We start from the raw sequence: 18,698 nt of genomic DNA on the forward strand, positions 1-18,698 counted from the left end.
CAATCTTAGAGGGGATGACAAAATGAATGGTGCACCCGGCGCGCTTCCCGTGCCTATCGATGCCGCACGTACTGCCACGGTGGCGCTGGATCTGGTGCAAGACTGGTTTCACAGCCTGCGCACCAGTTATTCGGAAGAGGTTCTGGATCAGTGCTTGAAGCAGGCGGGCATTGTGAAGGGCTTTATTGATCGGCCCGGTGCCCGGCTGACGCGGGATCAGTTAGTGCGCTTGTATCAGGAAAGCGCCAAGAAAACAGGTGATGAAATGATGGGTTTTTGGACACGTCCGATTCGTTCAGGGGCCTTGAAGTACATTGTGCGCACCGTGCGAGATGCGCCTTCCATCAATGTGGCCTTGTATCGTTTTACCCAGTTTTGGAATCTGCTGCTGGACGATTTCAGCTTGAACCTGATCCGCACTGACAAGGAGTTAGGCATTGAATTGGTGCCGCGTTATTCCACGGCCGTTGTACATCGCTTCGGTCATGCGCTCATGTTGAAATTCACGCACGGCATTGTCTCCTGGCTGGTGGGACGTGAAGTGCCGGTGCAACAGGTTGCGTTTGCATTTGCTCGACCGGCCTTTGCGGCGGACTATTCTGTATTGTTTCCCGCTTCAGTCTGTTTTGATGTGCCCTGTTCGCATATTTTGTTTCAGGTGGAGTTGGGGCAGGTGCGCCCGCAACGAACGCAGGTCGAGGCACGGGCCTTTTTGGAGCGCGCCCCGCGTGACTGGATTTTTACCTCCTATCGCGAACACGCCTTACGCCTGAAGGTACGGGAAATTCTGCATGCCGACTTGGGCCATACCCTAGAGGATGTGTCGGGAAAACTGCACATGTCCGCACGCACCTTGATCCGCAGGCTGCAAGAAGAGGGCCTGTCGTTTCAGGGGATCAAGGATGAATTGCGCCGAGACTTGGCAATTTTCAAATTGCTGCGCAAAGATATGTCGCTGGCTGAAATTGCTTATGCATTGAAGTTCAGTTCGCCAGCGACCTTTCACCGGGCCTTTCGCCATTGGACGGGAATGACGCCTGGTGTGTATCGCGCCGCCCAACAGGAACTGACCTGAAGGGCGGTTCCTGTTGGGCTATGTGGACGGGCTTTACTTGCGTTCGCCGCCCAGCACTTCGACCAGATCGCTGATCATCTTGGCCAGCTCGGAGGTCATCAAGGTCATGTCGGCATCAAAAATTTCGTCATCGTTGACGGCCGTCACGTCTTGTTTTTCAGTCAGGATATCCAGCGGGGCCACGCGTTTGACGTCCAGCGCGTCGGTCAGCACAAAGCTGATGCGATCCGCCCAGGTCATGGCCAAACGGGTGCACTGCTTGCCAGCCTCCACGTGCTTGCGCACTTCGGCTATATCCGCGCTTTGCTTGACGTAGCGCACGGCAGCACCGCTGTCGCCAGTAGAGCGCAACTCGGTGTCCTGGTCGACGGTGAAGTTGGCCAGTTGCTCTTCATCCACCAGCCAGGAGGTCATGGCTGCAGCGGGCGATTGCTCGGTGTACAGGGGCTGCACGGGGAAGGGCTCTATGCTCTTGGCCAGCAGTCCCAGCACTTCGTCGCTCTTGGCGGTGGCAGCGGCATCGATAGCCAGCCAGTGGTTGCGGGTGTCGATCCACACACGGGTGTCGCGTGAGACGGCGAAGGCGCGAGGCATCAAGTCCACAATGACTTGTTCCTTGATTTCCTTCATTTGCTTTCGGCCGGGTTTGTAGCCTTGTTGCTCTTCGATATCACGAGCCTTTTCACGAGCGACTTGATTGATCACGGTGGTGGGCAGCAGCTTCTTTTCGGCACGCAAAGCGATCAGGTACTGGCCGTTGACTTCATGTACCAGGGCATTGTTCTCGCGGGGGCTGACCCAGCCCAGGCTCAACGGCTCCTGGCTGGAGCCAGGGGTGAAGCTGTGTTTGGACAGAGCTTCTTCCAGCTCTTGGGCGGAACATACCCAGTCGGGGGAGAGACGATAGATGCGTAGATTCTTAAACCACATGGATACGAAGATAATTAAACAGATAAAGGAAGCGGGCACCATGCCCGAGGCAATGTTCGATTGTACGCGCAGATCTTCTTGTGTCGCCCGGCCATTTACGGACCCTTGCATTTGCCTGAGAGGGGGCGCGCAATGGCAGGCGAAAAGCGTTCTGATGCAGGGCGTTGCTAACGATTTATGTCGTTGTGGCGGGTTTCCCGCACAAAGGGAGCGCCAATTGCAACGGTTACCAGACAGATCAAGATCGGATACCACAAACCATCATATATATTGCCGGTGACGGCAATGATGGCAAAGGACAGGGTGGGTAAAAATCCCCCGAACCAGCCGTTGCCGATGTGATAGGGCAGGCTCATGGACGTGTAGCGGATGCGAATCGGGAACATTTCCACCAGCATGGCCGCGATAGGGCCATAGACCGCCGTGACCAGACCCACCAGGTACGTCAGCAGGAGCACCAGCATGACTTTATTGGTCTGGGCCGGATCAGCACCGTTCGGGTAGCCATACTGGCGCATGGTCTGGGTCAGTTCATTTTTTAGTTCTTGCGAGTGGCGAGCAAAATCGGCTCGGCTCAGATCCCCGCCTTCAAAGCCGTCAATAACATGATCGCCAATACGCACCTGGGCCACCTGGCCGGGTGAGCCCGTGACGTTGTTGTAGCTGACAGCGTGGCTGGCCATATAGGACTTCACGATATCGCAAGAGCTGGTGAAGGTATGGCTGCCCACCGGATTGAATTGGAAAGAACAACTGGCCGGGTCGGTGATGACCGTCACGGGGGCGTTGCGCTGCGCCTGGACCAAAGCGGGATTGGCAAAATAGGCCAGGCCCTGGAAGGCCGGGTAATAGGTCAGGGCAGCGAGCAAGCAGCCCGTCAGGATGATGGGTTTGCGCCCGATTTGATCTGAGAGCCAGCCAAAAAAGATAAACAGCGGAGTGGCCAGTAACAGAGAAATCACCATCAAGGTTTGCGCCAGGGTGGGGTGCAAACCCAGCATGTGGGTGATGAAAAACAAGGCGTAAAACTGCCCCGTGTACCACACCACGCCTTGGCCTGCGGTCAGCCCAAACAAGGCCAGCAAGGCAATACGCAGATTCGCCCAACGGCCAAAAGACTCGGTAATAGGCGAGGTCGATAGCGTGCCTTCTTCCTTGATGTGCTGAAAGGCCGGGGACTCTTTTAGATTCATCCGTATCCACACGGAGATGGCCAGCAACAGAACGGAAATCAGAAATGGAATGCGCCAGCCCCACACGACAAAAGCGTCTTCGCCGACCAGGCTGCGTATGCCCATGATGACCAGCAGGGACAGCAGCAAACCGACTGACGCGGTGGTCTGAATCCAGCTAGTGTAAAAGCCGCGTCGGTGCTGGGGTGCGTATTCAGCCACATAGGTGGCGGCACCGCCATATTCGCCGCCCATGGCCAGCCCCTGCAGCAGGCGCAGAACGATCAGCATGATGGGGGCGGCAATTCCGATGGCCTCATAGCTGGGCAGCACACCCACCAGAAAGGTGGACAGACCCATGAGCAAGATGGTGATCAGAAAGGTGTACTTACGGCCCACACGGTCGCCGATTCGACCAAAGAGCAGGGCGCCAAAAGGGCGCACTGCAAAACCGGCGGCAAAGGCCAGTAAGGCGAAGATGAAGCCGGCCGTCGGGTTCACGGCGGAAAAGAAGTGTTGCGCCAGAATGGCGGCCATGGAGCCGTAGAGGTAAAAGTCGTACCACTCGAACATGGTGCCCAGGGCGGAGGCAAAAATAACTTTGCGGCCTTGGCTATCCAGTTTGTTCTTGGTTTTCGGAAGGGCAGCACTGGTGATTGTCTGGGGCATGGGTTCAGGCTCTCCAAGGCAAAGACAGTGGGAAACTGACTCGCAAGCGCAGGCCACTTTCCTGGCCCCCAGTCAGTGGCATAAAGTCGATAGAGGCGCCGTGAATCTCGGCGATTTCCCGCACAATGGCCAGCCCCAGACCACTACCGTCCGCCTGGTTGCCCATGATGCGATAAAAACGATCAAAAATCCGTGCTTGATGTTCAGTGGGAATGCCGGGTCCGTTGTCCTCAATTTCCAGCCACGCTTTGCCTGGGGCCTGGCCGGTACGCATGGTGACCCACCCGCCCTTCGGGGTGTAGATCAGGGCGTTGTCCAGCAGATTGTTGATCAGTTCATCGAGCAGGACCGGATCGGCTTGCAAAAGGATGGCTTTGGTATGGTTTTCCAGGCCCAGGTCCAGTCCAAGCTCTAGGGCATCGGGTACACGTTGGCCTACGTGCAATTCGGTTAGCGTATTCAGGTCCAGGGTTTGCTGGGTGGAGGCGTACAGGGTGTCGCTGCTCTCGGCGCGGGCCAAGGCCAGCATTTGGGTAACCAGACGCGTGGCGCGGTCGGTGCCGCGTACCAGTTGTTGCAGGCTGGCTTCGGTCTGCTTTGGGTCACGTTCGCGCAAGGCCAGTTCGGCCTGGGTGCGTATCCCGGCAAGCGGAGTTTTCAGTTGATGAGCAGCATTGGCGACAAACTGGCGTTGAGTTGCTGAAAACTGTGCTTGCTGGGCCAGTAGCCCATTCATGGCATCAATCAGTGGCACGATTTCGGCAGGCGCTTGTTCCTGATCCACGGGTGACAAATCGCCCGGCGCACGGGCGCGCAAGCGCGCTTGCAGCAGGTTCAGCGGCTCCAGGCCATGAGTGAGTCCCAGGCCCGCCAGCATGGCTGCCAGCGGCACCAGAATAAATTGCGGTGTCAGCATCCCGATCAGAATTTCTCTGTGTAGAACCGCTCTATGTTCATTGGTTTCGGCGGCAACCGCCAGAAAGGGCGTGTTGTTCTTGTCCTTGCCGCCCCAGACATAGGCCAGTCGCAGACTTTGATCGTTCAGAGTGACGTCTCGGTAGCGCAGCAAGTCGGTGTCGTAGCTCCAGCTATCGGGAACCGGCAAACTGGCATTCCCAGCGAGCGGCTGGCCATTGGCATCGCGGATTTGCCATAACGTGGGTGTCGGGCTTTCCTGCCGCAAAATCGTCTGCGCGCCATGTGACAAATGAATGGCTTGGCTCAGGTCCTGACGGCTGATTTCTACTCGCAGCAAGTCCAGGTGATCGCGCAAGGTGCGGTCATAGGGTGAGTTGGCAATGTGCTGGGCGATGAAATAAGTAATGACAATGCCCACTGTCCACAGCAAGAACAAAGGCCCGAAAATCCAGATCATGATCTTGTGGATGAGCGGGCGCGGAGCCACGCGCTTGTCTTTTGCGCGTGCGTCGGTATTTTTTGGGGGCGGGCTGGCGTGCTGCATGGACGATCCCTTAGGCTGGAGCGTCTTCTCGCAGTTTTTCTGGTTCCAGACAGTATCCCAAACCCCGCACAGTCAGGATGCGTACACCACTAGGCTCCAACTTCTTGCGCAGGCGGTGGATGTAGACCTCGATGGCATTCGGGGTGACTTCCTCGCCCCACTCGCAGAGCAGGTCCACAAACTGGTTCTTGCTGATCATGCGACCGCTGCGCGACAGGAAAATCTCCAGCAAACTGGTTTCGCGTGCCGACAGCTCCAAAGGCTGATTATCTATATAAGCCATACGCCCTTTCAGATCGAAGCTCAGCCGTTTGTGATGCAGCAAAGCGCTGCTGGTGCCCGTGCTGCGACGCGTCAAGGCACGTACACGGGCTTCGAGCTCGGTCAGGGCAAAGGGTTTGGACATATAGTCGTCCGCGCCCAGGTCCAGACCGCGTACGCGCTGTTCTACGGTGTCGCTGGCGGTCAGAATCAGAACGGGCAAGGTGTCCTGGCGCTGGCGGATTGACTGCAGCACCGACAGGCCGTTTTTTTTGGGCAGATCCAGATCCAGGATCAGAAGGTCGAAGCTTTGCAGCTGCAAGGCGGAGTCTGCGCTATCGCCATCGTGCACGACATCGACTGCATAGCCTTCGTAGCGTAAGGAACGAGAAAGTCCATCCGCGAGAATACTGTCGTCTTCGGCTATGAGTATGCGCATGACCCTACACAAACAAATGATTGAATGGCTGTTCGGCATTGTTGCATAAGCTCGACAGGCCGGTCAGTAGGGGATAACGATGGCGCTTGGTGAATATATTTGAATATCTGTGTATATATACAGTATAATTTGATGCAATAATTAGGTTTGATTTTTAATTGCCGTGCCCGTCCGTTGGGGCGCCATTCCACAGTCAAGGATTTTTCATGGACGATAAAAACAGTAAAGCAGTGGCCTCGGAACGTTCCAAAGCGCTGGCCGCCGCTCTGTCGCAAATCGAAAAGCAGTTCGGCAAGGGCTCGATCATGCGTTATGGCGACGACAACGTCGAGCATGACATCCAGGTGGTCTCTACGGGTTCGCTGGGTCTGGACATTGCTTTGGGCGTCGGTGGCCTGCCACGCGGTCGAGTTATTGAGATTTACGGCCCGGAATCCTCGGGTAAAACCACGTTGACTCTGCAAGTCATTGCAGAAATGCAAAAACTTAAAGGCACGTGTGCCTTTATTGATGCCGAGCACGCGCTGGATGTGCAGTACGCGCAAAAGCTGGGCGTGAACCTGGGTGATCTGCTGATCTCTCAGCCCGATACCGGCGAACAGGCCCTGGAGATTACTGAAGCCCTGGTGCGTTCGGGTTCGGTTGACCTGATCGTTATCGACTCAGTGGCGGCCCTGACTCCCAAGGCTGAAATCGAAGGCGATATGGGCGATTCCCTGCCCGGTCTGCAAGCCCGCCTGATGAGCCAGGCCTTGCGTAAATTGACGGCAACCATCAAGCGCGCCAATTGTATGGTGATCTTCATTAACCAGATTCGCATGAAGATTGGTGTCATGTTCGGCAACCCTGAAACCACCACGGGTGGTAACGCACTGAAGTTTTATTCTTCCGTGCGTCTGGACATTCGCCGTATCGGTTCCATTAAACGTGGCGACGAAATGGTGGGTAACGAAACCCGAGTCAAAGTGGTCAAGAACAAAGTTGCACCGCCTTTCAAGCAAACCGAATTTGACATCATGTACGGCAGCGGTATTTCTCGTGAAGGCGAGATTATCGATCTGGGTGTGCAAACGGGCGTGGTCGATAAGGCGGGCGCTTGGTACAGCTACGACGGCAACCGCATTGGCCAAGGTAAGGACAATGTGCGTGAATTCCTGAAAGAGCGCCCCGAACTGGCCCGTGAAATCGAAAATAAAGTGCGTGAAAAATTGGGCGTTGTCTTGATGGGCGCCGCAACCAGCCGCCCAGTTACGGCCCCTGTGGTTGATCCGGCCCAGGGAGAAGTCTGATTTTCCCCCCAGAGTTCGATGATGAACCCTTTGAGACAGACCCGGAAGAAATCCGGGAACGTAAACAAGCTCAAAGGGAGCGCATTGCTGCGCTTTCTGCCCGACCCACACGGGCGGGCAGAAATGTAGAAAATCGTTCGGGTGATACTGCGCCGGCTACGGAAAATAAAGCCTCGTCCAAACGGCCGGGGCTGTCTCTTAAAGCCAGAGCCTTGAATTTTTTATCCCGACGCGAATACTCGCGCCTGGAATTGGGCCGCCGACTGGCCCCTCATGCAGAAAGTGCTGAAGAAGTGGAAGCCTTGCTCGACGCCTTGGTCGAGCAGAAATGGCTGTCCAACGAGCGCTTTGCGCATAGTGTCGTGAACCGCCGTGCCTCGCGTGTGGGCACCCGGGTCATTCTGCAAGAACTGCGCCAGCATGGCGTGGATGTAGAGCAGACCGAGATCATCAAAGAAGAATTGATGGCGACCGAGCTGGAACGGGCTAAGCAAGTGTGGGGCAAGAAATTCAGTGCGCCACCAGATGATCCTCGCAGTTACGCCAAACAATATCGCTTCATGGCCAGCCGCGGCTTCTCGGGTCGTATCTTGCAGCAAATATTGGGTGATTGGGAAGACGATCCGGCTTGAGTGCGCCCCTTCATCGGCAATGCTTTGCGGCACCTCTAGGCTGTATGCTGCGGCCATAAAAAACGTACGTTGCCCAAGTGTGGAGTACGCTCGTTAATACGTCCCCTTTATCTATATAGCGGTTCAGGTGTTTTGCTATGCCACCGTTAAATAGTTCAAGGTTGCGCGGCCACAATGCCTTGTAGGCTTTTGAAGCAGGTCTCGCGTGCTTGCGCCAAAAAGGCCTGTACATAATCCGCCTGTAAGTCCTCGCTGCGCACTGCGGCGTAAAGCGTACGCCAGATACCGTGCTCGCCCAAACGGCAGGTACGAATCGAAGCCGGGTTCAGAAACTCCGTCAAAGCCCAGTTCGGCAAAGCCGTCACGCCGCGTTGGCTGGCAACCAGTTGCACGATCATGGGCGTCAGTTCGGCCTGTCGAACAGCGGCAGGCTCCACATCGGCTGGTGTCAGGAACTGCGTGAAAATATCCAGACGATTGCGTTCTACCGGGTAGGTAATCAGGACTTGATCCGTCAGTTGGAAAGGCTCTACATAGCGGTACTGTGACAAAGGATGTTGGTTGGATACGGCCAGCACCAATTCGTAGCGAAACAGGGGCTCGTAGTGGACGGCGGGATTGTCCTGTGGGTCCGACGTAATCACCACATCCAAATCCCCTCGCATCAAGGCGGGCAAGGGCGCAAAAGAAAACGCCGCACTCAAGTCCAGCGTGACATCAGGCCATTGCTGCCTGAATGCGTCCAGCGCGGGCATCAACCATTGAAAGCAGGAATGGCAATCAATCGCCACATGCAGGCGCCCCGTACGTCCGGCGGCAAGCCGTTGCAGATCACGTTCGGTAGCACGTACACGCGGCAAGATGTCATCGGCCAGAACCAGGATGCGTAAGGCAGCCGTGGTCAGGCGGGCAGGGCGGGTACGCCGGTTCAGTAATTGCACTTGAAGTCGCACCTCCAGATCTCGCAGTTGGTGCGAGAGGGCGGACTGTGTGACATGTAGACGCTCGGCGGCTTCCTGCAAGCTGCCGCTGTCACGAATGGCGGTTAGGGTCTCGAGATGACGAATTTCAAGCATGTTGAGAGAAACTCATAATTAGCATGGTTTATTTGATTTTTTTTCAAGTAATTATACAGGCACAATAGTTTTCGAGCGCCTGATGCGGGCCGCTTATTTCTAATTTATGGGTTTACTATGACTGTTATTCATAATCTGGGTTTTCCCCGTATGGGGATACAACGCGAATTAAAGCGCGCTTTGGAAGCCTATTGGGCCAGCCAGGTAAGCCAGCAAGAGCTCTTGGATACAGGCAAGGCCTTGCGTGCTCGGCATTGGGATTTGCAAAGCAAGGCAGGCCTGGACACCGTGCCTGTGGGTGATTTTGCCTGGTATGACCAGATTTTGGAGTGGAGCACCTTGCTGGGAGCGGTTCCCGCCCGGTTCGGCCAGGCTGAAAATGCCCCCGTGTCTTTGGATACTTTGTTTCGCATGGCGCGTGGCCGTGCGCCCAGCGGTAGGGCTGTCGCCGCTTGTGAAATGACCAAATGGTTCAATACGAATTACCACTACATCGTCCCCGAGCTCGCACCAGGTCAAGGTTTTCGGATAGCCCGTGAGTTCTTGTTTGAGCAGATTGAGGAGGCCAAGGCTCTGGGGTACAAGGTCAAGCCCGTGATTCCTGGTCCCTTGACGTGGTTGTGGCTGGGTAAGGGAGATGCGTATGAGGGCTTGGCCGATGTGGGCAAGCTCGCTTTGCTGGACGCCTTGTTACCAGTTTATGAGCAAGTGCTGGCTCGTTTCAAAGCCCAGGGTGTGGAATGGGTACAGATTGATGAACCTGTTCTGGTTCTGGATTTGCCTCAAGAGTGGCAGGACGCCTTCCGTTGTGTCTATCAAAGCCTGAACCAATCCGGTTTGAAGCTGCTGCTGGCGACCTATTTTGATGATCTGCACGAAAATGTCACGGTCTTGAAAGACTTGCCCATTGCGGGCGTGCATGTGGACGCTGTGTGCGCACCGGCTGCTTTACAGGCGGTGCAAGCGGTATTGGGGCAAGACCAGGTGCTGTCTGCCGGCGTCATCTCGGGGCGCGATATTTGGCGTACTGATCTGGAAAAAACACTTCAAACTCTGGAACCCTTGAAAGCGGCCTTGGGTGAGCGACTGTGGATAGCACCCTCCTGCTCACTTTTGCATGTGCCCGTGGACGTACAGAGTGAAACAGGCCTGGATGCTGAACTAAAGAGCTGGCTATCCTTTGCGGTGCAGAAACTTGATGAACTCAAGCTGTTGCAAGGGTTGCTGGATGGTACCTTGGATGAAGCGGGGCAGCAGGCGGTTCAAGCTCAACAAGCTGCTTTGAAAACGCGCCGTGAGTCCAAGCGTACGCACAATCCTGCGGTACAAGCCCAGATGGCCAAAATTAACCAGTTCAAGCGTCAACGAACTCCATTTGCTCAACGTATTGAAGCTCAGCGCAACAAGCTGAATTTGCCCGCCTATCCCACCACCACTATTGGTTCCTTCCCTCAGACCACTGAAATTCGTACGGCTCGACGCGATTGGCGTGGCGGTGCGCTCAGTGATGCGGCTTATGAAAAAGCCATGCAGGCTGAAATCGAGCAAGTCATCCGTTTTCAGGAACGCGTTGGGCTGGATGTTTTGGTGCATGGCGAGGCCGAGCGCAACGATATGGTGGAGTATTTTGGGGAGTTGTTGGGTGGTTTTGCTTTTACGCAAAATGGTTGGGTGCAAAGCTACGGTTCGCGTTGCGTCAAGCCGCCAATTATCTTTGGTGATGTGTTGCGGCTGGCACCGATGAGCGTGGCTTGGTCCTCTTATGCCCAGTCTTTGACCGAGCGTCCCGTCAAAGGCATGCTGACCGGCCCGGTGACGATGTTGCAGTGGTCCTTTGTTCGTGACGATCAGCCGCGCGCCGATACCTGCCGTCAATTGGCGTTAGCCCTGCGCGATGAGGTCTTGGATCTGGAGCAGGCGGGTATTCGTGTCATCCAGCTCGATGAGCCGGCCTTTCGTGAAGGTTTGCCGCTACGTCATGGGGATTGGCAGGCGTATCTGGACTGGGCAGTGGATTGCTTTCGCCTGTCCACCAGCGCCGTGTCCGACGAAACCCAGATCCATACCCATATGTGCTATTCGGAGTTCAACGACATTATGCCGTCCATTGCCGATATGGACGCAGATGTGATTACGATCGAAACCTCACGCTCCAACATGCTCTTGTTGGATGCCTTCGAGAGCTTTGAGTATCCCAACCACATCGGCCCGGGTGTTTACGACATTCACTCGCCTAATGTGCCTGACAAGGGCTGGATGGTCCGATTGCTGGGGGAGGCCGCCAAGCGCCTGCCTGCCGACCGTTTGTGGGTGAATCCGGATTGCGGTTTGAAGACGCGGGGCTGGGCTGAAACGGCAGCTTCCTTGCAGGCCATGGTGGATGCGGCCAAAGCATTGCGGGCGGCTGCCTGATTTAGTGCAGGCATGAAATAAACCGACTGAATGGAATGTCAGGCCAGCGCACGTCCCACCTTGTTGCCGGATTTTCCTAGCATGAAAAAGCGACCTCCCGCCGGGCGGTCGTTTTTTTCATGCAAATTTGGTATACCGTAGTATCGACGCCGCGTAGACCCTGTGTTTGGCCCGCTTTGGATGTGCTTGCTGATTATGTAAGTGGCTGATACGGAACATACGAGGTGCGTTATACTTGATCGGTTTCAATCTTGCCGCCTCGTCCATATCAATGCCTTTGCCCCCGCCGTCCATTGCCCGTGAACCAATGCATACCCGTACCATCACGGTACAGTCGTTTGCACGGGAAGATGGCCTCTGGGATCTGGAGGCCTCGCTGCTGGATGTGAAGTCCTACGACTTTCCCATACGCAATGGCCAAACCCACAAGGCAGGCGATCCTGTGCATTTAATGCATCTGCGTATCACCATCGATAGCAGCTTCGAGATTGTGGATGCGGTGGCGGTCTACGATGCGGCCCCTTATCAGGACAACTGCTCGTCCATTTCGCACGCCTACCGGAAATTGGTAGGCCTGAATTTGCTCAAGCAGTTTCGTCAGGGTGTCAAAGAGCGCTTTGGGCGCTCGGCTGGCTGTACGCACATGAGCGAGTTGGCTCAGGTTTTGCCAACTACTGCGGTACAGACCATGGCCGGGCGACGTCGCAGCAGTGGAGAATCAGAAATCTATCGCACCGATAAGCAGCCTTTCCACCTGGATGGCTGTCATGCCTTGCGTTTGAGCGGTCCCGTGGTTGAGGAGTTTTATCCCATCTGGTATCGACCCAAAGTCACCGACGGGATGGACTAGTTTTTTGTTTTAGTCAGGTCTCGGGCTCTGGCCTGGAGTTCCTGCCTTCTTTTTTTATTGTGTTTTTAGACTGACAGGTATCACATGAAAATTCACGAATATCAGGGCAAAGCACTGCTTAAGCAGTTTGGCGTTGCCGTGCCACGCGGAATTCCTGCCTTCTCCGTCGATGAAGCGGTTGCAGCTGCGCAGGAGCTGGGTGGCTCTGTGTGGGTTGTCAAAGCCCAGATTCACGCCGGTGGCCGTGGCAAGGGCGGTGGCGTCAAGCTGGCTCGCTCGATTGACGAAGTGCGTCAACTGGCCTCGGAAATCCTGGGCATGCAGCTGATCACTCACCAAACGGGTCCTGAGGGCCAGAAAGTGGGCCGTCTGCTGATCGAGGAAGGCGCGGACATCAAGAAGGAATACTACGTCGGTATCGTTACCGACCGTGCTACCCAGCGCGTGGCCGTGATGGCGTCCAGCGAAGGCGGCATGGAAATTGAAGAAGTGGCCGAGCGTGACCCCGACGCCATTCTGAAAGAATTCGTGGACCCTGCCGTTGGCCTGACCGACGAGCAAGCTACCAAGCTGGCTCGCGGTATCGGCGTTCCTGACGCTTCCATCGAGAAAGCCGTTGCTGAATTCCAGAAGCTGTACAAGTGCTACACCGAAACCGACGCTGAACTGGCCGAGATCAACCCTCTGATCCTGACCGGCTCGGGCGACATCATCGCTTTGGACGCCAAGTTCAACTTTGATGGCAACGCCTTGTTCCGTCACCCCGATATCGTGGCTTTCCGTGACCTGGCTGAAGAAGATCCTGCTGAAGTTGAAGCCAGCAAATACGATCTGGCCTACATCCAGTTGGACGGCAATATCGGCTGCCTGGTGAACGGCGCTGGTCTGGCTATGGCAACCATGGACACCATCAAGCTGTTTGGCGGCGAGCCTGCCAACTTCCTGGACGTGGGCGGTGGCGCTACGGCCGAAAAAGTGACCGAAGCCTTCAAGATCATGTTGGCCAACAAGGGCGTCAAAGCCATTCTGGTTAACATCTTCGGCGGCATCATGCGCTGCGACGTGATCGCTGAAGGCGTGATCGCTGCGTGCAAGGCCGTCAACCTGAACGTGCCTCTGGTGGTACGCATGAAGGGTACCAACGAAGAGCTGGGCAAGAAAATGCTGGCCGATTCCGGTCTGCCCATCATCAGTGCTGACACCATGGCCGAAGCGGCGACTGCTGTTGTCGCTGCCGCCAAGTAAGAAAAGGTTGAGGATTAGCAAATGTCGATTCTGATCAATAAAGACACCAAAGTCATCACGCAAGGGATCACCGGCAAGACCGGCCAGTTCCACACCCGCATGTGCCGTGAATACGGTAATGGCATGGAAGCCTTTGTGGCTGGCGTGAACCCCAAGCGTGCTGGTGAGGATTTCGAAGGTGTACCTATCTACGCCTCCGTGTCCGACGCCAAGGCTGAAACTGGCGCGACCGTGTCGGTTATTTACGTTCCACCCGCAGGCGCTGCTGCTGCCATCTGGGAAGCTGTCGAAGCGGACCTGGACCTGGTTATCTGCATTACCGAAGGCATCCCTGTTCGCGACATGCTGGAAGTTCGCAACCGCATGCGCGCTGAAAACCGCAAAACCTTGCTGCTGGGCCCGAACTGCCCCGGTCTGATCACTCCTGACGAGCTGAAGATCGGTATCATGCCCGGCCACATTCACCGCAAGGGCCGCATCGGTGTGGTCAGCCGCTCCGGCACGCTGACATACGAAGCCGTTGCACAAGTAACCGAACTGGGCCTGGGTCAATCCTCGGCTGTGGGTATCGGTGGCGACCCAATCAACGGTCTGAAGCACATCGACGTACTGAAGATGTTCAACGACGATCCTGATACCGATGCCGTTATCATGATTGGCGAGATCGGCGGTCCAGACGAAGTCAACGCGGCTTTGTGGGCTAAAGACAATATGACCAAGCCCGTTGTTGGCTTCATCGCTGGTGTGACAGCGCCTCCCGGAAAACGTATGGGTCACGCTGGTGCCCTGATCTCCGGCGGTGCCGATACGGCCGATGCCAAGCTGGAAGTGATGGAAGCCTGCGGTATTCGTACCACTCGTAACCCATCCGAAATGGGTAAGCTGCTCAAGGCAGTGCTGTAAATAGTCGTACCAGGGCCCGCTTCGGCGGGCTCGTTGTCTGGCTGCTTTAGGCAGCCGGGCAAGATTGGCCAGCCGGTTTCGTCAAGAAAAACACCACAACCGGGCGCATTCCTTCCCGAATCTGGCCAGCCTGATCATGCTCAAACGAATCAAGTAAGAAAAAGCCCCCATCTTGCATAGGCTAGGATTAGCTTGCTGCGTTAAGGGGCGTTGTTGTCTTGGAACGGCCTGGCTACAAAAAAAGAAAAGTTGTCCAGCGTCTGGGAAGAGGGCTCACGTTTAGCGACACGGGAACGAAATGATTGAATTTCTCCAAACCCTGCATTGGGGTTCACTGTTTCAAATTGTACTGATTGATATTCTGCTCGGTGGTGACAATGCGGTTGTGATTGCGCTTGCCTGCCGCAACCTGCCTCAGCAGCAGCGCATGCAAGGCATTTTGTGGGGCACTGTAGGCGCGATTATTCTGCGGGTCATCCTGATCTTCTTTGCGCTGACCTTGCTGGACCTGCCCTTGTTGAAAGTGGTGGGCGGTCTTTTGCTCATGTGGATCGGCATCAAGCTGTTGATGCCCGACGATGATGCGCACGGCAATATCCAAGGGGGCGGCACGATCTGGGCCGCCGTTAAAACCATTATCATCGCCGACTTTGTGATGAGCCTGGATAACGTGATTGCCATTGCCGGTGCAGCGCAAAACGCGCATCTGGACCACCAGTTGGGCTATGTGATCTTTGGTTTATTGCTCAGTGTCCCCATTATTGTCTGGGGCAGCACTCTGGTCCTGAAATTGATCGACCGTTTCCCTATCGTGGTGACCCTGGGTGGCGCTTTGTTAGGCTGGATTGCAGGCGGTATGCTGGTCACAGACAGGATTGTGGAAAATCAATTTGGCGTGCAGCCTCAGCCTGTTAAACTCGGAGTCGAGATTGTTTGTGCCTTATTAGTGGTGGCGCTGGGCAAGTGGCTGGCGCACCGTAAAGGTTCTACCAAGGAAGCATAATTCTATGGCAATTTTTAAATCCTCTGACGCCAAAGGTCAGGAAAGCGGTCTGTCGCTGCTACAAGGCTTAGGTATCCTGGCCATTATCGGTATTGTTGCTGCCGCTATCGTGCGCTACTTCGCTGCGTGATTGTTGTGGCTTCTACTCCTCAGGAATTGGTGATTGCCACTCGTGCCAGTCAACTGGCCTTGTGGCAAGCCAAGCATGTACGCGACCGTTTGCAGCAGCTGTACCCGCAATGCAAGGTGTCCTTGCTCGAAATGACGACCCGTGGCGATCAGATTCTGGACCGTACGTTGTCCAAGGTGGGCGGCAAGGGTTTGTTTGTCAAAGAGCTGGAAACCGCCTTGCTGGATGGCCGTGCCCATCTGGCGGTGCACTCTTTGAAAGATGTGCCAGTGGTATTGCCCGAGTCCTTTGATCTGCCCATCATCATGGAACGGGACGACCCACGCGATGCTTTTGTTTCCAATACTTATGCCAATCTTGCGGCTTTACCTGCTGGTGCCATCGTAGGGACTTCCAGCTTGCGTCGTGAGTCTCAGATTCGTGAACGCTACCCGCACCTGGACATCCGTCCGTTGCGTGGCAATGTCCAGACACGTTTGTCCAAGCTGGATCGTGGCGATTACGACGCCATCATTCTGGCTTCGGCTGGTTTGCGCCGTCTGGAGTTAGCCGAACGTATCCGCGATTACATTTCGATTGAAGACAGCTTGCCGGCGGCCGGACAGGGGGCTTTGGGCATCGAGATCCTGAAAACCCGTACCGATGTGGCCTACTGGCTGGCGCCTTTGGCTCATTCCACCAGCCATGTGTGTGCGCTGGCCGAACGGGCTGTATCGCGCGCCTTGGGCGGTTCCTGTCAGGTGCCTTTGGCCGCTTATGCCACGCTGGATGGTGACGAACTGAATCTAAGCGGCCTGGTGGCCGAGCCTGATGGTTCCACGGTTTACCGTGCCCAGATCAGTGGTGCAGCTAAAGATGCGGAAGAGCTGGGTCTGTCTCTGGCGGACGACCTGAAGCAGCAAGGTGCCCAAGCCATTCTGGATCGCTTGCTTACGGAACTACCCGTAGAAGGTGAGTAAAGCGGCATGAACCTGCCCTGTGTCTTGCTGACCCGCCCTGCGGGACGGAATGAAACCCTGTCGGCTGCCCTGGCTGTGCAGGGTTTTTCTTCCTTGGTCTTACCTGCCTTGAGCCTACAGGCTCAAAACCTGTCTGAGGAACAATGGCAAGACCCCAACGATTTTGATCTGGTGCTCTTTGTGAGCAGCAGTGCCGTTAATTTCTATTTTGCGGCCTTGCAGGCGCGTGGCCGGAGCTGGCCTAACAACGTATTGCTGGCCGCTGTTGGTTTGGCCACCGCCACCCGCCTACGCACCCAGCCGGGCGTGTGTTCAGAAGCTGTACTACACCCTGAAAGTGCTGACTCTTTGCAGGATTCAGAGGCCCTGTGGACGGTGCTGGAGCCTCGGCTCGTGCAACTTGAGCGGGTGCTGATTGTGCGTGGCCATAATGGCCGTGAGTGGTTGGGGCAACAACTGGAGAAACGCGGTATTCAGGTTCAGCGTCTGGCCATTTACCAGCGTAGTCCTGCTCAGTGGAGCGTGGAGCAGGGGCGTCAAATTCGTGCCAGTTTGCAGGCGGGCCGTCTGGCCGTGTTGCTTAGCAGCTCTCAAAGTGCCGATGCGGTATTTGCTAATGTCCAAAGCCTGGGTTTGATGGACGTTTGGGCGCGATGCGCCTATGTGGTCATTCATCCGCGTATTGAGGAACATTTACAGTCCTTATTGCGGCAGGCTGGAATCACAGCGCCACCAATGGTAAAAAGGTGTACGCCAGACGATGATGACATTGTCGCTGCCTTGATGGCGGTGCTCTCGCGCGATTAGCCTTACACGGATTACAATCTTGCCATGAACGATAAAACAGAGAACGCATCCGCAAGCGAACCGGAGACTCCGATTTCCAGCCCAGCCAGTACACCGGCTTCTCGTCCGTACTCCGATCCTAAAGAAAGCACCACCACGCCTGAACAGCGTAAAAGTGGTGCAGGTCCGGCTTATGCCTTGACGGCTGTTGTTGTGGTGCTGGCTGCTGCCGGTCTTTGGTACCAGAATTCATTGCTGGAAAAGCACAAGGCCGAGCTGCAGGCCCAACTGGCAACCAATATCAACACCACGGAGCAGGCGCGCCAAACCGCGCAGCAGGCGCTGGCATTGGCACAGCGTCAATCTGACAAGCTCGCCCAGTTGGAGAAATCCTTTAACGATTCCACCGAACAGTTTCATGATCTGAGTCAAGCCTTCCAGACCATGACAGACAGCGGCTCGGAATTGGTTCTGCTAAATGATATCGATCACTTGGCCACGATTGCGCAGCAACAACTGATGCTCGGTGGCAATGTAGCCAACGCCATCGTTTCTCTGGAAGCCGCCCAGGCGCAGTTGGCGCGTGCTAATCGTGTCGGTCTGGCCTCCTTGCAACAAACCCTGAATGGCGATCTGGAACGCCTTCGAGCGGCAGCCACAGTGGATGTGGCCTCTTTGTCCCGCCAACTGGACACCTTGTCGCGCTACGTATCGGAAGCTCCTTTGCTGGTGCCCGATGATGTTGCCGGCGGTGCGAACACCGAAGCCCTGGACTTGTCGTCCGAGTCGGTTGCGTCTGCCGAGTTGCCTGCGGATGCCCCTTGGTGGGAACGCAGCTGGAATACGGTGCAGCAGTGGGGAAGTAGTGCGTGGCGCTCTGTCAGCCACGATCTGGGGCAGTTTGTCTCCATTCGTCGTGTAGACGATGCCGCTGCTTTGTTGATGTCGCCCGATCAGGCCGCCCGTCTACGTGAAAATCTGCGTCTGCGCATTATGGCCGCACAGTTGGCCATGATGATGAACCAGTCTGCTGTCTGGCAGACCGAGCTCAATGCGGTGGCGACGGCCCTGGAAAAACGCTTTGATACCCAGTCGAATCAGGTTCAACAAGCCTTGCGCCTGACCCGTCAATTGCAAGACACTCGCATCGGTGCGCGTTTGCCTACCGTGAATAACACCTTGGCAGCCATTGAAAGCCTGCGTCAAGCCCAGGCTGGTCGTAGTCAGAACAACACCGACGACACCACGACGGAGCAGGGCGACACCGGCCCCGTCCCGTCCGACTCTTCTCAATCCACAGAACCAGCCAAGCAGGAGGAGCCTGCTGCTTCTGCTGCTGAGCAGGCTGAGTCTGGCGCTCCCGCTCAAGCCGAGACGGAACAGCCCGCGCAGGCGCAGGGGTAAG

Annotated in this window: 17 protein-coding genes; 12 read left to right on the forward strand and 5 right to left on the reverse strand. The window is 55.9% G+C overall.

Annotated elements, in window-relative coordinates; genetic code table 11:
• Positions 1-22 precede the first annotated feature (22 nt).
• On the forward strand, positions 23-1,075 hold the full coding sequence (locus AB7E06_RS04190) for a helix-turn-helix domain-containing protein (protein ID WP_427955288.1): 1,053 nt from the start codon (positions 23-25) through the stop codon (positions 1,073-1,075).
• 33 nt (positions 1,076-1,108) lie between these two features.
• Here AB7E06_RS04190 and AB7E06_RS04195 read toward each other — a convergent pair whose 3' ends face one another.
• The 4 genes from AB7E06_RS04195 to AB7E06_RS04210 all read right to left on the reverse strand — a co-directional run bounded on the left by AB7E06_RS04195 (position 1,109) and on the right by AB7E06_RS04210 (position 6,008).
• A complete protein-coding gene (locus AB7E06_RS04195) occupies positions 1,109-2,005 on the reverse strand; it encodes a recombination-associated protein RdgC (RefSeq protein ID WP_108728719.1) in 897 nt (298 codons plus the stop codon).
• Between the two features lie 167 nt (positions 2,006-2,172).
• Positions 2,173-3,846, reverse strand: coding sequence for an MFS transporter (locus AB7E06_RS04200; protein WP_094196965.1), 1,674 nt, complete (start codon positions 3,844-3,846; stop codon positions 2,173-2,175).
• Positions 3,847-3,850: 4 nt separating this feature from the next.
• Positions 3,851-5,308, reverse strand: coding sequence for a sensor histidine kinase (locus AB7E06_RS04205; RefSeq protein ID WP_230017898.1), 1,458 nt, complete (start codon positions 5,306-5,308; stop codon positions 3,851-3,853).
• A 10-nt stretch (positions 5,309-5,318) separates the two neighbouring features.
• Positions 5,319-6,008: a response regulator transcription factor gene (locus AB7E06_RS04210; protein WP_094196964.1), complete on the reverse strand. Its 690-nt coding sequence runs from the start codon at positions 6,006-6,008 to the stop codon at positions 5,319-5,321.
• Positions 6,009-6,214: 206 nt separating this feature from the next.
• Between AB7E06_RS04210 and recA the strand changes: the two genes are divergently transcribed.
• Positions 6,215-7,297: a recombinase RecA gene (recA, locus tag AB7E06_RS04215; RefSeq protein ID WP_230017900.1), complete on the forward strand. Its 1,083-nt coding sequence runs from the start codon at positions 6,215-6,217 to the stop codon at positions 7,295-7,297.
• 83 nt (positions 7,298-7,380) lie between these two features.
• On the forward strand, positions 7,381-7,929 hold the full coding sequence (recX, locus tag AB7E06_RS04220; protein ID WP_257790051.1) for a recombination regulator RecX: 549 nt from the start codon (positions 7,381-7,383) through the stop codon (positions 7,927-7,929).
• A gap of 155 nt (positions 7,930-8,084) precedes the next feature.
• Here recX and AB7E06_RS04225 read toward each other — a convergent pair whose 3' ends face one another.
• Entirely contained in the window at positions 8,085-9,005 is a 921-nt protein-coding gene (locus AB7E06_RS04225) for a LysR family transcriptional regulator (RefSeq protein ID WP_121739037.1), read from the reverse strand.
• Between the two features lie 117 nt (positions 9,006-9,122).
• On the opposite strand from AB7E06_RS04225, the gene metE reads away from it, so the two are divergent.
• The 9 genes from metE to AB7E06_RS04270 all read left to right on the forward strand — a co-directional run bounded on the left by metE (position 9,123) and on the right by AB7E06_RS04270 (position 18,697).
• Positions 9,123-11,417 carry a 5-methyltetrahydropteroyltriglutamate--homocysteine S-methyltransferase gene (gene metE, locus AB7E06_RS04230; RefSeq protein ID WP_427955295.1) on the forward strand — a complete coding sequence of 765 codons (2,295 nt, stop codon included), beginning with the start codon at positions 9,123-9,125 and terminating at the stop codon, positions 11,415-11,417.
• Between the two features lie 271 nt (positions 11,418-11,688).
• Positions 11,689-12,267: a DUF2889 domain-containing protein gene (locus tag AB7E06_RS04235; RefSeq protein ID WP_230017903.1), complete on the forward strand. Its 579-nt coding sequence runs from the start codon at positions 11,689-11,691 to the stop codon at positions 12,265-12,267.
• Positions 12,268-12,351: 84 nt separating this feature from the next.
• Positions 12,352-13,512 carry an ADP-forming succinate--CoA ligase subunit beta gene (gene sucC / locus AB7E06_RS04240; protein WP_094196960.1) on the forward strand — a complete coding sequence of 387 codons (1,161 nt, stop codon included), beginning with the start codon at positions 12,352-12,354 and terminating at the stop codon, positions 13,510-13,512.
• A gap of 21 nt (positions 13,513-13,533) precedes the next feature.
• On the forward strand, positions 13,534-14,415 hold the full coding sequence (gene sucD / locus AB7E06_RS04245; protein ID WP_094196959.1) for a succinate--CoA ligase subunit alpha: 882 nt from the start codon (positions 13,534-13,536) through the stop codon (positions 14,413-14,415).
• Between the two features lie 298 nt (positions 14,416-14,713).
• Complete coding sequence (locus tag AB7E06_RS04250; RefSeq protein WP_346548356.1) at positions 14,714-15,418, forward strand: TerC family protein; 705 nt, start codon at positions 14,714-14,716, stop codon at positions 15,416-15,418.
• Positions 15,419-15,422: 4 nt separating this feature from the next.
• Positions 15,423-15,548: a hypothetical protein gene (locus AB7E06_RS04255; RefSeq protein WP_003799533.1), complete on the forward strand. Its 126-nt coding sequence runs from the start codon at positions 15,423-15,425 to the stop codon at positions 15,546-15,548.
• A complete protein-coding gene (gene hemC / locus AB7E06_RS04260) occupies positions 15,545-16,507 on the forward strand; it encodes a hydroxymethylbilane synthase (RefSeq protein ID WP_427955303.1) in 963 nt (320 codons plus the stop codon). The genes AB7E06_RS04255 and hemC overlap by 4 nt, the downstream gene beginning before the upstream one ends.
• A gap of 6 nt (positions 16,508-16,513) precedes the next feature.
• Positions 16,514-17,314, forward strand: a complete 801-nt coding sequence (locus tag AB7E06_RS04265; RefSeq protein ID WP_427955306.1) for a uroporphyrinogen-III synthase — start codon at positions 16,514-16,516, stop codon at positions 17,312-17,314.
• Positions 17,315-17,338: 24 nt separating this feature from the next.
• Positions 17,339-18,697, forward strand: a complete 1,359-nt coding sequence (locus AB7E06_RS04270) for a uroporphyrinogen-III C-methyltransferase (RefSeq protein WP_427955309.1) — start codon at positions 17,339-17,341, stop codon at positions 18,695-18,697.
• The last annotated feature ends 1 nt before the right edge of the window (position 18,698 follow it).

It is taken from the genome of Alcaligenes sp. (assembly GCF_050255915.1).
In the GTDB taxonomy this organism is placed as follows: Bacteria; Pseudomonadota; Gammaproteobacteria; order Burkholderiales; family Burkholderiaceae_B; genus Alcaligenes; species Alcaligenes aquatilis.

Coding starts and splice junctions, on each gene's coding strand:
- AB7E06_RS04265 (WP_427955306.1), top strand. CDS start 16,514: ATGAACCTGCCCTGTGTCTTGCTGACCCGCCCTGCGGGACGGAATGAA.
- AB7E06_RS04195 (WP_108728719.1), bottom strand. CDS start 2,005: ATGTGGTTTAAGAATCTACGCATCTATCGTCTCTCCCCCGACTGGGTA.
- AB7E06_RS04205 (WP_230017898.1), bottom strand. CDS start 5,308: ATGCAGCACGCCAGCCCGCCCCCAAAAAATACCGACGCACGCGCAAAA.
- AB7E06_RS04235 (WP_230017903.1), top strand. CDS start 11,689: ATGCCTTTGCCCCCGCCGTCCATTGCCCGTGAACCAATGCATACCCGT.
- sucC (WP_094196960.1), top strand. CDS start 12,352: ATGAAAATTCACGAATATCAGGGCAAAGCACTGCTTAAGCAGTTTGGC.
- AB7E06_RS04225 (WP_121739037.1), bottom strand. CDS start 9,005: ATGCTTGAAATTCGTCATCTCGAGACCCTAACCGCCATTCGTGACAGC.
- metE (WP_427955295.1), top strand. CDS start 9,123: ATGACTGTTATTCATAATCTGGGTTTTCCCCGTATGGGGATACAACGC.
- AB7E06_RS04255 (WP_003799533.1), top strand. CDS start 15,423: ATGGCAATTTTTAAATCCTCTGACGCCAAAGGTCAGGAAAGCGGTCTG.
- AB7E06_RS04190 (WP_427955288.1), top strand. CDS start 23: ATGAATGGTGCACCCGGCGCGCTTCCCGTGCCTATCGATGCCGCACGT.
- AB7E06_RS04250 (WP_346548356.1), top strand. CDS start 14,714: ATGATTGAATTTCTCCAAACCCTGCATTGGGGTTCACTGTTTCAAATT.
- AB7E06_RS04200 (WP_094196965.1), bottom strand. CDS start 3,846: ATGCCCCAGACAATCACCAGTGCTGCCCTTCCGAAAACCAAGAACAAA.
- AB7E06_RS04270 (WP_427955309.1), top strand. CDS start 17,339: ATGAACGATAAAACAGAGAACGCATCCGCAAGCGAACCGGAGACTCCG.
- sucD (WP_094196959.1), top strand. CDS start 13,534: ATGTCGATTCTGATCAATAAAGACACCAAAGTCATCACGCAAGGGATC.
- AB7E06_RS04210 (WP_094196964.1), bottom strand. CDS start 6,008: ATGCGCATACTCATAGCCGAAGACGACAGTATTCTCGCGGATGGACTT.
- recA (WP_230017900.1), top strand. CDS start 6,215: ATGGACGATAAAAACAGTAAAGCAGTGGCCTCGGAACGTTCCAAAGCG.